Genomic DNA, 13141 nt, shown 5'->3' with positions numbered 1-13141 from the left:
TCGCCTTACCTCTCGGACGGGGTCCACATCACCATGCGGTTGCCGCGCAGGTAGCGCAGCCAGGCGACGGCTATGGCGACATTGACCGTGATGAAGTAGAGCGGGATCTTGAAGGGGGTGCGCCGGCCCAGCGCAGGGTTTCGCCACCCTCCTCCGGCAACGAGGTAAAAGGCGCTCTGCAATAGGAACAAAGAAAGGTAGCACAGGGAAGAGGACGCCAAGGCTGCGTTGGCAAGGAAGGCGCCGGCCAAAAACAGGGGGACCAGCCAGCGTAGCAGCTTGTGGCAGAAGAACTGGTAGGAGAACAGGCCATACCGGAAAGGATTCAAGAATTCCAGATTCTTAAAAAAGACGGTGAGCCCCCTGAGCACCGTCCTCACCTTGCGGTCGAATTCGCGGCCACTGTCCCCCACGTCCTGGTACAGACCGACCACCTCCGGGTCCCCCACCCCGCGCCACCCGAGCCGCATGCTGTTCAAAAGGGTCCTGAAGTCGCTCTGCATGTCCGGAGAGAAATCGCGGCAGACCTCCTTTCGTGCGGCAAAGAAAGAACCGCTCAGCCCTACCAGCGAGTTCACCCTGCCCTCAAGATCCCTAAGCCACATCTCGTAGCGCACATAGGCCCCTTCGCCACATGGTTTCCCGTCGCGCCCGATCACCCGGTCCACGCTGCTCACGCACCCGATCGAAGGATCGGCAAAGTTGGCCATCATCCGGTGCAGACTCCCCGCTTCGATCATGGTCGCCACGTCCGAAAAGACGAGGATTTCACCCTGCGCAATGGCGACCGCCTCCTTCTGGGCGTTCTCCTTGCCGCCGCGCGCTGTTACCTCGAGGAGCAGGACCCCCCGTGCCGCATACTCGCGCACAATTTCGTTGGTGCGGTCCGTGGAGCCGTCGGAGGCCACTACTACCTGCAGCAGTTCGGGGGGATAATCCAGCGCCAGCGTGTTGGCAAGCTTCTCCCTGATGCGCTTCTCCTCGTTGAAGGCGGTGATGATGAAGGTAATGGCCGGGGTGATCATCGACTTTTGCACCTCGCGACAACGAAACAGCGAGAGCAGGAACAAGGAAAGAGGGTAACCGAAATAGGCGTAAAAGGTCAGGAAGATGCAGGTGAAAAGGAGAAAGGGCATAGCTTTACTCCGTTACCGGGCCCGCCAGGAGATCCCGGTAGACCCGCTGGTAGTCCTGCGCCATCTTCTCTACGGAAAACATCGAGAGGGCCTTTTGGTGCGCCGCGCGGGACAGGGCTGCGCGCAACGGCGCGTCGTCAATGAGCTCGATGCAGCGGCGGGCGAAGGAGGCGGGATCCCTGCCCTGCACCAGGCACCCCTCGACGCCGTCGGCAATGATCTCGCCGACCCCCCCCACGGCCGGGGCAACGACGGGGACGCCGCAGGCCATCGCCTCGAGGATGGTCATGGGGATACCTTCGTGCAGCGACGTGTTGAGGTACAGATCGAGCCCCCGGTAAAAAGGCTCCATTCGGTCCAGATGCCCGGTGAGGGTGAAGCGCTCCTCCAGCCCGTGCCGTTTAACTGCTGCGAGGACCTCCTGCCGGCAAGGTCCCTCCCCCGCGAGCCGGAACGTCACATCGCGCTCCCGGCAGACGAGGTTCGCCACCTCCACCATGAGAGGGTAGTCCTTGACGTGAAAGAGCCGGCCGGACGAGCCGATGCTGAAGGGTGCAGCGCGTTTTTTTGACGGCCCCGCACAGGGGGGGACGGGTACACCGTTATGCACCACCGAAACCCGGTCACCACGAAAGCCGAACCGTGTCATCAGCTGAGAGCGGATATCATCGGAGACGGCAACCGTCCTGAAGAAGCGGCGCATCAGGAAGAAGTTGGCACTTGCCTTGAGGGAACGCACGAGGCTTTCGCTCCCGCAGGGCTCGGGAAGCCCGTGCTGCGTGGCAACCAGACGGGCCTGGAGCCCGGCGCTTGCCAGGAAGGCAAGCAGGTTCTCCTTGTAGCGGTGCGAGTGGATCAGGTCGGGGCGTGTCTGCTCCAGGTGACCGCGCACCAGACGGAGCAGGGTGACGAACCCGCGGCCTCCCTCGTCCAGGACGGTCACGCTGCACCCCACCACCTCCCTCAATTCCGAGGCAAGCCTCCCCTCGTTGAGCAGGAGCACGCAAAGCTGAAGCTCCGGGTCGCCGGCAAGTGTGGAGAGCAGGTGGCATGCCATGACCTCCGCCCCGGCCCAGAGGTCGCCTGAGATTATGTGACAGACCTTTATCATGTCAAAAATATAAGTGACATTGGAGCTTATGCAATCTGAATCAACCACGCAGAGGGTTTAGGCAAAATAGGCACAGCACGTGCGTAAAGGCCCGTCATCCAGCTAAACGGTTGACAAATAGAGAAAAAAAACGAATCATGATGACATTGCCATGCGTGCAGAAAGCATTTAAACTATCAGGTAGCCCGCGACTATCCAGCCCGAAAAGGCACCCGCCCCCACCGACTGAACATGGCGATGTTGCAGCACTCTTAGGCGTATGTCTGACGTACGCCACTGCAAAGCGAGACCGGAAGGTCTGCCTGCAGAAAGGAGCTGATCATGCAGAGCCCTAACCTTCTCCAACGGATTTCCAGACGCGCGCTTGGCCAGATACTGCTCGACGGCAAATTCGTCTCGAAGCACACCCTCAACCGAGCCCTGGCTGAGCAAAAGACAACCCATGAACTGCTGGGCGGTGTCCTGGTCAGGATGGGTGTCCTGAAGCCAGAGGACGTCGCAGCGCCGCTGCTCATCCAGCAGCACTTAAGCCACATTGAAGACGCGGCCAAATTGGCGGCCGGCGACCGGCAGCTTCTCGGCGCACTTTTGGTGCAGTCGGGGAAGATAACCGGGGCGCAGCTCGACGAGGCGATCGCCGAGCAAAAGAGAAGCGGAGAGCGCCTGGGCCAAGTTTTCACGCGGCTTGGCATACTGACCGAGCCTCAGCTTAAGGGCCTTCTCGACTGGCAACAGAACCAGGGAGCCCCGTCCGGCACGCCCCTTAGACTGGGCGAATTGCTCGTTGCCACCGGCCACATCACGCGCGAGCAGTTGGAGCGGGCCCTTGCCAAGCAGGGCCAGACGGGAAGGAAACTTGGCGACGTCCTCGTCGCCGAGGGGTACGTGCGCAGAAGCGAGGTAAACCACGCGGTACGCCTGCAGAAGATGTGTGTCAACGCCGTCGTTGCCGCCATCATGGCCATGGGCATGAGCAGCGCGGCCTCCGCCTCCTCCGTTTCCCTGCAGTGGGACCCCTCCCCCGACACTACCGTGGTGGGCTACAAGGTCCACTACCAGCCCGACTCCACGACGCAGCCCTTTCAGGGGCCGGCGCCGGTGGACGTGCAGAGCCTCACCGCCGCAACAATCGCCAACCTGGACCCCTCCCACTCCTACAGCTTCGCCGTCACCGCCTACAACTCGGCCGGCGAGGAGAGCGCCTACTCGAACGTGGTGACCGTCGCCGAGATGCAGGCCCCCACGACCGCCATCACCTACCCTTCCAGCTCGGCGACGGTGGCGGGGACCGTGTCGGTCACGGCCGACGCCGCCGACAACGTCGGGGTGACCAAGGTGGAGTTCTACGTGAACGGGGCCCTGCAGGCGACCATCCCCTCCTCTCCCTACGTCTACTCCTGGGACACCAGTGCCCTTACCCCCGGGAGCTACACCCTGATGACCAAGGCGTACGACGCCGCGGGGAACATCGGACAATCCCAGAGCGTCACGGTGAACGTGGCCAATGATTTGACCGCGCCTAGCGTCTCGCTCACCTCCCCGGGGAACAACATGACCGTGAGCGGGTCGGTGAACATCGCAGCCAGCGCCACCGACAACGTAGGGGTAAGCAGGGTCGAGTTCTACCTGAACAACGCCCTTCTCTCCGCCACCAACATGTCCCCCTACGCCTATACCTGGGACAGCAAGAGCGTCGCCAACGGGGTTTACACCCTGACGGCGAAGGCCTACGATGCTGCCGGCAACCTGGGGCAGTCGCAGATCCTCACCGTCAACGTGTCGAACGACCTCATCGCCCCGAGCGTCAGCATGGCCTCCCCGCTTTCCGGCTCCACGGTGAACGGCACCGTCACGGTAACGGCGAACGCGAGCGACAACGTGGGGGTGAGCAAAGTCGAGTTCTACAGGAACAACGTGCTGCAGACGACCGTCGCCACCGCGCCCTATAGCTACAACTGGGACACCAAAACCGTGGCGAACGGCAGCTACACGCTGACCGCCAAGGCCTACGACGCCGCGGGGAACGTCACCCAAGCACAGGGCTCGGTGGTCACCGTTTCCAACGCCGTAGCCGACACCATCGCGCCGACCGTTGCCATGGCCTCTCCTCTGGACGGGAGCACCGTAAGCGGCACCATCACGGTGAGCGCGAGCGCCTCTGACAACGTGGGGGTCAGCAAGGTCGAGTTCTACAGAAACGGCGTGCTGTTTGCGACGAGCACCGCCTCCCCCTACAGCTACAGCCTGGACACGAGGACCCTGGTAAACGGCAGCTACACCCTGTCCGCCAAGGCCTACGACGCGGCGGGCAACGTGGGGACGTCGGCGAGCGCGACCGTCAAAGTCTTCAACGACGTGACCGCCCCGACCGTGGCCGTCACCTCCCCCAGCAGTGGCTCCACCGTGAGCGGGACGGTTTCGGTGACCGCCAGCGCCTCGGACAACGTCTCAGTTAGCAAGGTGGAGTTCTACCGAAACGGCGTCCTCGTCTCCACCAGCACAGCATCCCCCTATGCCTACAGCTGGGATACCACGAAGGTGGCCAACGGGAGCTACACCTTGACAGCGAAGGCATACGACGGGTCCGGCAACGTGGGGGTTTCCCAGAGCAGTTCTGTCAACGTATCGAACGTGGTGCCGGATACGACAGCCCCGACGGTCGCCATAACCTCCCCTGGCAACAACTCGACTGTGAGCGGAACGGTGACGATCAGCGCGAGCGCCAGCGACAACGTCGGTGTCACGAAGGTAGAGATCTACATCGGGGGGAGGTTCATTACGAGCCTCACCCGAGCGCCCTACAGTTACGCGTGGGACACGACAAAAATGTCGAACAGCACCTATGCCATCTCGGCGATAGCCTACGATGCAGCGGGCAATCAAAAGCAGGCATCCAACGTGAATGTGACAGTGAAAAACCGCAAAAAGTAAACTCTTTGCGAGCGGAGAAAAATGTGATTCCTGTATTTGGAGTCACATTTCCTGGGCATGTTTTGACGCAGTATTGACAACAAAATCAGGTAATCGATAAAACCAAACCATCCGTGAGGATGGGACGGAAAGCCTAGGGTCTCACCGAGACAGCCGGGATGCCGAAAGACCAGGAAAAAGGTTGCGGCCCCGGCTTTTTCTATTTCGAAAAAGAATCGGACGCTGATAGCCCTCACGCGGAGGTAATCATGTATCAGAATAGAAATTACCGAAAAAGGGCATTCATAATACTGGCTTTTTTGCTGCTCTACGGCGTAGGCAATTACGCTTTGTGTAGCGGCGCGACCTATCTAGATGGCAGCACTACGGGCTGTACCGATGGATCTCGCAGCTACTCGCCCTCTACGCGCTCTTGCGGCAGTGGCAGTGACACGGTTTATCTCACTCTCGCATCATTTGTGACGAATCTGACCCCTAGTGCAACTAACTACATTCGTGAGGGAAAATACTTTCGCGATAGTGGCAGCAAACTGTCAGGATCGCTGCATATCCCCTCCACTAAATCAGGGTCAGCGACTTCGCCCACCATCATTAAAGCCTACCCCAGTGAAGAATTAAAGGTTACAATCGGAACAGCTCAAAGGGGCGCCACATACAATAGTAACCCGTCAGACTCAACAGGAACCGGCTCATGGGGGTATTACCCGAACCCATCCATAATGACATACGATGCAAACTACGTCGTGATTGACGGGGTAAGGGCATACGGGCAGGTCTATATACTCGGTGGGCATGACGTCACCATCCAAAATAGCGACTTAGGTGGAGGTGGAGGTTCAGGAACAATTACATCAGATCAGGGCAATACTGTAAGATTTAATTATGTATACAATGCCTTGCTAAAGAACAACCTCATCCATTACAATTGCCGCAGAGTTGAAAGCAACGACGGTTCGCTAGTCATAGGGTATGCTTTTACAGCTGTTCTCGAACAAAACACATTTTACGATGGATACGGAACTTATTTCGAAGATAAGGATGGTTCTGGGCAGACAGGAAGAACAACAGAAGTGAAATATAACTTTTTTGCTCCTTCGAATATATCTCCTATAGCAACTGTCGGAGTCAGAGGTTTCAACCAAGCACAACAAACATCATATCAGTACATACACCACAACATTTTCCAAAATTTATCGATTGGCATCAATGTAATTGGAGCACCTGCAATTGATAATGTATTTTACAATAACACTTTTGTAAATTGCGCAACTGATGTAAATCAACCTAGCAGCAGTATCACTGGAAGTTTTTTCGAATTATACAACAATCTATTTTATCATAGCAACACAGGTCAAGCCTTTATTAGGGTTTACTCACTAAATCAATTACTTGGTTCCAACTTTAATGTTTACTATAATACAGCAATTTGGGGATCTCCAAGCACAACTACCGCCTCAAATCTATCTGCATGGCAGGCTTACTCTTCAATGGATTCCGCTTCAATTAATGGATCACCTAATTTCGTGAATGCTACAGGAAGCAAACCTGGAGACTTTAAGCGTGCTTCGTATTTCGAAAACTTCGGATCTAGCAAATATTCAACACGAGCCGGAGCCTACGAAACAGGTAATGAACAGATAGGTTACAATGCGACAGGCAGTATAGCGGTCATTCCTCCTTCAGGGGTTAGACCAACCAACATAACCAAGTAAAAGCATTGGTAAAAAAGCTCCGGGAGCCTATGCGCCCCCGGAGCTCAGTAAAACAAGTCATAACTGCGAAGAGATAATTTCACAGATTTGTGAAGTCACAGCAGACCATGTAAATTTTTCCGTGTATCTGCCATAACCTGCTTCGCCAAAGGCGCTGCACAAAGTCGGCTCCTTCAAGAGGGTAATCATTTTGTCGGCTAACGCAACTGAATCCCCAGGCGAAACTACATACCCCATTTCCCCGTCCTCTATTATCTCCGGCATGGCACAAATTTTTGTTCCAATGCAGGGTAGCTTATGCGCCATAGCTTCCGCGAAGGCAATTCCAAACGGCTCATAAAGAGAAGGTAGAACAAATATTGAGGCACGCCGATACTCCTGAAGTAGCACCTCCATACCTTCAGAGGTCGTTTTTGAAACAAATCCAATGCACCTTACACCCTTGGGAGGTGAAGCCAACTCTGGACCAACAACTGTGAGTTCTGCATTAGGTATTTCCCCTCTGACAATTTCAAATGCCTTGAGAAGATCTTCCCCGCCTTTACGTTTGAAATCTTTCCCGACAAACAGGATTCGTGGTTCATCATAATTTTTTTGCTTGATTTCCTGAACCTGGGGTAGATTAACTCCGGCTCCGACAGGGAAGATCTTTCGGTGGTCAACACCAAAATCACGAATAAATGAATCAGCCAACCAACGGCTCATTGGGAAAAGGAGATCAAGTTTATTATAAAGTTTTTGCTCCCATTGTAGGCTTTTATTGATAACAGTTTCATTTATTTTGGGATAGCCATATGGACTTGCTAAGAGTGTGGCCAGGTTACCGTCATGATATGAAACTACTTTTTTGTCTTTGTAACCAGTAAGATCATACCATGCTCCAATTTGGAGTATTACATTGTAAGAAGAAGGATCAATCTGATCAAGAGCTTTCTTTGCAGTTGCCGTCATTTGGTGGTAATAGTGCGTGTTAAGGTGATACTTGAATTTCCACTCCCGCATTCCAAACTGAAAACTAAGTATTTGAAAGATCCTTCGGATTACTTTAGCAGGTTGAGCTGCTACCGCCATCCCGAGAACCCCGGTGTTTTCCAGTGCATTGAAAAAATATCTGCTTGAACCGGACCATGTCCGTGCATCATAAGGGCTTTCGTCTACGACACCTATGATCTTATCTATCTTCATGGCGCTCCACGCTTGACCTGTGAGGTCTGGATTTAAAAAGTGGCACTTGCAGCAAGGAGAGCTTCAAACAGGCAGCATCATTTACTTTTTGTTCACTCACGAGGAATCTTGGTATGTAGTGATTGTTTCTGCGACATGACAATGGTTGGTTATCAAGGCAAAAGCCATATTCGAAACCAGAGTCTGCCAAGAGTTCACCTTCTTTCCCGCTGTAGCGTCCATTTGGATAGCAGAACGCATCAATATCAAACTGAAGCCGTTCGGCTAGCACCTTTTTTGAAAGCTTTAATTCTTCTTCTATCTGGTTCGGTTGTGCATTTTCGAGAATTACATGCTTATGAGTATGCGACCCAAATGATATATTAAACGAAGACATATCTTCAATCTCTGACCAGTTCAGGATATACCCTTGCAAGGGAGATGATTCTACTCCCAGCAAAGAGTAATAGGAGGCAATAAAATTGTCTCTCTCGTGCGTGGCGACTGTCTTAAGTTTCTCGATCCACATCTGAGTAGCAGCTAAAAATGACTGCTCATTTGCGATTCGCCACTTTTTTGCTTCTGAAAAACAGGCAATGAGACTACTCCTGGCTTTGGCCAACCCCAAAGCAATTAATTGGCGTTTCGATTTTATAGCAATATCTTCTGTCCAAAAAATACTGCCTGTTTCAACGGCGTCAGTCGCAATAAAAATAAGAGCCGGGACATCCTGTTTTTTTATGATAGGAAATGCATTTGTATAATTATCTTTCCAGCCATCATCAAAAGTTAGGGCGAATAGAGGCTTCTTAGTCTGGTTGTCTTCAAGAATACGATGATAGTCCGTTATCTCACCGATATTTTTCATCCATTCAATATGGGATGAAAAACGTTCCGGTGAAATCCACAGGGAAGGATGGATACCTTCCTGTCTGGCCTGTTCTGCAGTCACAACTCTGTGATAGCAAAAAATGTATCTGTCGCGACGAGTTTTAATAACTCCATCCAGATTGATGAGTTTGTCAATGCTGGCAGCAAGAGACTTTTTTGCTCTGGACAACAATCACACCTCCTCGGCGACCTGCAGTTCGCGTATGCTGCGTTCAAGTTGTTGTAAAGTTGTAATCCAGCTGGTTTCTAACTCTTTTTTCAATGATATGATCTCCACGGCAAGAACAGGATAATCACCGTTAAGTGTTTTCAAGCCATCCCTGATGGCCTCAGCGGTGTTATCTACGTAAATGACACCTTTGGTAAAATACTCTTGCAGAGCTTTTTTCCGTGAGAGGACCATTGGTTTTTCTGCTCCCACAGCCTCATAAGCGCCACAAAGAAGGCAATTGTCGCGAGTTGTCAGATCCATAACAGCATCTACCGAACACAGCATAGCTTCATACTCCTGTTCTGGCACAAACCCAATAAGCCTTACATTCTGTGGCAATGCAGCTACCACCTCTGCCGGGACGCGATTATATTTTCCTGTAACATAGAGTATAAAATCTCCCGGGACCCCTCTCATAGCTTCAAATGCTTCGAGATACGGTTCATCATCGCGGAACTTGCATACGAATAGTACGTTTATTTTGCCATCAAGATGTTTCTTCTTGCCTGACGCTATCATGGGTACTTTGTCAGGAAGGACGAACACCTTCCCCCCGGCTTTTTCTAATTCACCTTTGAGTTTATCGTTTGTTACCAGGACAAGATCAGCTAGAGAATGAAATCGCTTCATTACGCTGTTAACGCAGGAGTACTTGCCTTCAAAAGGATAGATTCCTGCATTGTGGGCATCTATTACAAGGAAATAGCCAAAGATGTTTTTTAACATTACCAGAACAAGAGCGAGTAAAACGGACGGATTTTGACCGAAGACAACTTTAGGTTTTTCTTTATTTATTAACAATATTGTCTGATACAGGCACAGAAAATATCGAAGGAAGCCGTTTCGATTGTCATAATTAAACTCATTGTACTTACAGGACAGTGCCCTGCACAGTTCAAGGTTTCTCCTTTGTCTCTCCCATGTGATCCAAAGTCTTGACAATTTTTGCCTCATTATTAGATATGTTTTCCGATCACGCGCAAAAAGCCAGCCAACGCTCTATCTATGTCGTCAAAGCATTGCCTGAATTCCTCCAAAGGTCTTCCATAGGGATCTGCAATTTCAGCAATAGCAGGATCGCACCAAAGGCCTATGAGAGTCACTTGACAGCCATTTTCAGCAGCTACAGCCAGAGCCACAGTAAGCTGTGAAGGGGCCATCACCACCAAGCAGTCGGAGGGGTTAAGCTCCACTTGATAGATACTACGAGATCTGTGCTTTGTGAGATCTATTCCTCTGAGCAAAGCCGCTTCAACAGCCGTCAATTCTGCAGGAGCGCTGCGTCTGACAGCGACCCCGCAACTGGTTGCAGAAATTCCCTGAGTCTGAGCAGCAACCTCTGCGTATGGGCTTCTGCAAACATTGCCGAAACAGACGAAAACGAGCCTGCCAACACGGCTCCCATCGATATTTTTTAGAGTATCAACTCTTGCTGACGCGAGGTGGATCCTGGCTGCCAGCTTTTTTACTATGCTTCTTGATCTAGATATTACCTTTTTCAACACTTAACCACCTCTACGTCAGGTTTGACCGCCTCAGGCAATGACGAGGCATCACATATTCGGGACAGACAAACAGTCAGCGCAAGAAGAATCCAAATGTAGGGGTAGTACAGAACAGACATAAAATAACTACAGACCATGTAGGCAAACAAACTCCCTGTAAAACCGACTGCCGTCACCTCCAGAAAACGCTGCCCGGCAATGGCAGCCTTTCGAGCGGCGTACCGGTTCATTAGAAATATCTGCAACTGAATCAAGAGATACACCGCTGCACCGCCCCCCCCTAACTCAGTCGCAGCCTCAAGGTAGGTATTGTGAATGACCTCTGCCTGTTTATCAGAGGCGCTAAGCCCGATTATCTCTGGACGATTGGCAGTCGCCCAGACCACCCAGTTTTTGAATCCAACACCAGTCAATGGGTGCTCCCGAACAGCTTGCAAACCATAGCTCCAGTAAGTTAGCCTGAGAACCGAAGTCTTATCTTCACCCGCTGTTTCAAAGCGTGCCTTGAATTGCGGTGGCAGAAATGTGTAGATCATATAGCCAGCAACAGCGAGGCAGATAATGGCTTTCACTCGCTGCCTGGAGTATATCCCACCCCACAAGCCAACAGCAACCAGACCGACAATGCCTCCTCGGGAGTTGCAAGCCATGATTGAGCTGACTGCCATCACAAGGATGCAGTAAAAAAGAACCCTGAACTGGCGCGACCACGTCTCGCGAAAGGCCGCGATGTATGACAAGACTAATGGTATAAAAACAGCCATCTCCATGCTGAATTCACCCGAGTTCTGGAACCACCCGGGTGAACCGCTGACGCCCCACCCTGTAAAGCTGAACCCACGAAGCATCCAGGAAAAAAAGCCGTGCTGGGCCATCTTGAGGTTCACGAGGAAGTAGACGATCATGAACAAAATCATTCTGGTCTTGGTGGTCACCAAACGTGAAATGAGCAAAACTACAAAAACCCAGCTGAAAAAGTCCACCCAGTGATCAATAGAAATAGCTCTTGAATATGCTGTCATGGTGGATAAAAATACTGCCACAGAAAATGCGGCCATGGGTAATACCGCTGAGATGTGTGGAGCAAGGGCTTTACGGTCGGTAAAACTGAAAAAAAAGCAAGCCCCCAGCAGTACCTTGCCCCAGGGAAGGAAGGCAAGAAACGGGTAGATGGACTGCGGTTTGTTGTACTCGAAAATAAGATAGATGCACAACAACCAGAAAGCTATAGATTCTTGCCTGAATGCCTGCCATACAGCACGTGCCAAAGAACCCACACTGTCAGTATAAGTTGACTCCATAGCTTTACCTTTCGACTTTTCCTCTCCCGCACGGAAAGCCGCCGTAGAGGTTTGCTCCAAGTGACCGCTTATAAATTTCTGCATAAGCCATTGCCATTGCTGAGGCGCTGTAGTTCTCATTGACGCATCGAAACGCTTTGAAGGAAAACCTATTTCTGTCTTCGGGCGACTTCAGCAAATGAACAACAGCGGCAGATATTGCTTCAGAATCTTTAGGTGGCACGAGAATCCCACATCTGCCATCTTCAAGGGCCTTAGGAACAGCACCTACAGAGGTTGCCACGATACATCTCTTTGCCGCCATTGCCTCCAAAAGTGAAAGAGGGAGACCTTCTGATTCAGAGGGCAGGACAAAAACATCATAGATCGGCAAAATCTTCTCAACGTCGTCACGAGGACCTATGAAACGAACATGTTCCTCTATTCCTAGTTCTGAAACCAGAGCCTCAAGAGCCTCACGCTCGGTGCCATGCCCACCGATTACGCAGCAAACACTTGGTACCTCCTTTATGATCTCGGGCATCGCCTGAAGCAGGTAGGTGATGCCTTTTTGCTTTCTAAGTACCGCACACCCCCCTATTACATACTTAAATCTTTGAAGGTCGAGTTCACGCTTCGTGACATCAGCAGTTCCAATAAACTGCTGGAAGGCCTCGACAGAAATACCGTTGTCTACAACCTTTATAACGTCTGCAGGAATTTTCTCAAAAAAGACAAGATTGTTTTTGGCATCCTCGGAAACAGCAACAAACGAGGAAACGACTCTCGAGGCGATGCGCTCAAAAAACATATATTTGGATTTATCGGGCCATTTCACTCTATTGTGATCTGTGTGCACGATTTTTGGAAAAGAAATAGAGACAAACCGTGCCGCTATGGCGTCAAGAAGCGGCCCAGTATTATGACTATGAATGATATCAATGTGGTTTTCCTTGATTACTTTTTTTAATTCAAGGAAAGTAGAGTGCTTTGGCATGAAAGAAGATCTATTTTTCAACACCACCACGGGAATGCCCTGATCGGCAAGTAGTTCCGCTTGCGGCCCCTTCCACCTGATACAGGCTACCATAGGCCTGAACTGAGACTTGTCGAGGTGCCGACAAATATCGATTACAACGCGCTCGAGGCCACCATAATTCAGGGAGTTGGTCAAGTGAAGAACGTTAATCATCTAATTCC

General features: G+C 51.8%; 10 protein-coding genes and 1 riboswitch. Of the genes, 2 read left to right on the top strand and 8 right to left on the bottom strand.

Annotated features, from left to right (window positions below; all coding sequences use genetic code 11):
• Positions 1–5 precede the first annotated feature (5 nt).
• On the bottom strand, positions 6–1136 hold the full coding sequence (locus K7R21_RS03565; RefSeq protein WP_224981918.1) for a glycosyltransferase family 2 protein: 1131 nt from the start codon (positions 1134–1136) through the stop codon (positions 6–8).
• Between the two features lie 4 nt (positions 1137–1140).
• The gene (locus K7R21_RS03560; RefSeq protein WP_224981917.1) at positions 1141–2193 is read right to left on the bottom strand and encodes a glycosyltransferase family 4 protein; all 1053 of its coding nucleotides are present in this window, start codon (positions 2191–2193) and stop codon (positions 1141–1143) included.
• 375 nt (positions 2194–2568) lie between these two features.
• On the opposite strand from K7R21_RS03560, the gene K7R21_RS03555 reads away from it, so the two are divergent.
• Positions 2569–5178 carry an Ig-like domain-containing protein gene (locus K7R21_RS03555; RefSeq protein WP_224981916.1) on the top strand — a complete coding sequence of 870 codons (2610 nt, stop codon included), beginning with the start codon at positions 2569–2571 and terminating at the stop codon, positions 5176–5178.
• A gap of 91 nt (positions 5179–5269) precedes the next feature.
• Positions 5270–5344: riboswitch (cyclic di-GMP riboswitch) on the top strand.
• Positions 5337–6890 carry a right-handed parallel beta-helix repeat-containing protein gene (locus K7R21_RS03550; RefSeq protein ID WP_224981915.1) on the top strand — a complete coding sequence of 518 codons (1554 nt, stop codon included), beginning with the start codon at positions 5337–5339 and terminating at the stop codon, positions 6888–6890. It overlaps the preceding riboswitch by 8 nt.
• Positions 6891–6947: 57 nt before the next feature.
• On the opposite strand, the gene K7R21_RS03545 is transcribed toward K7R21_RS03550, so the two are convergent.
• The 6 genes from K7R21_RS03545 to K7R21_RS03520 are packed head-to-tail and all read right to left on the bottom strand — an operon-like array spanning position 6948 to position 13133.
• Entirely contained in the window at positions 6948–8075 is a 1128-nt protein-coding gene (locus tag K7R21_RS03545; protein WP_224981914.1) for a glycosyltransferase family 4 protein, read from the bottom strand.
• Positions 8062–9114, bottom strand: a complete 1053-nt coding sequence (locus tag K7R21_RS03540; protein WP_224981913.1) for a polysaccharide deacetylase family protein — start codon at positions 9112–9114, stop codon at positions 8062–8064. The genes K7R21_RS03545 and K7R21_RS03540 overlap by 14 nt, the downstream gene beginning before the upstream one ends.
• A 3-nt stretch (positions 9115–9117) precedes the next feature.
• A complete protein-coding gene (locus tag K7R21_RS03535; RefSeq protein ID WP_224981912.1) occupies positions 9118–10098 on the bottom strand; it encodes a glycosyltransferase family protein in 981 nt (326 codons plus the stop codon).
• 14 nt (positions 10099–10112) lie between these two features.
• On the bottom strand, positions 10113–10658 hold the full coding sequence (locus K7R21_RS03530; RefSeq protein ID WP_224981911.1) for an arsenate reductase/protein-tyrosine-phosphatase family protein: 546 nt from the start codon (positions 10656–10658) through the stop codon (positions 10113–10115).
• On the bottom strand, positions 10655–12022 hold the full coding sequence (locus K7R21_RS03525) for an O-antigen ligase family protein (RefSeq protein WP_224981910.1): 1368 nt from the start codon (positions 12020–12022) through the stop codon (positions 10655–10657). Before K7R21_RS03525 ends, K7R21_RS03530 begins: the two co-directional genes overlap by 4 nt.
• On the bottom strand, positions 11967–13133 hold the full coding sequence (locus tag K7R21_RS03520) for a glycosyltransferase (RefSeq protein ID WP_224981909.1): 1167 nt from the start codon (positions 13131–13133) through the stop codon (positions 11967–11969). The genes K7R21_RS03525 and K7R21_RS03520 overlap by 56 nt, the downstream gene beginning before the upstream one ends.
• Between the last annotated feature and the right edge of the window lie 8 nt (positions 13134–13141).

The organism is Geomonas agri (assembly GCF_020179605.1).
Classification (GTDB): Bacteria; Desulfobacterota; Desulfuromonadia; order Geobacterales; family Geobacteraceae; genus Geomonas; species Geomonas agri.
Note: the sequence above shows the minus strand (reverse complement) of the source record. Positions and strands in the feature narration are given on the sequence as shown.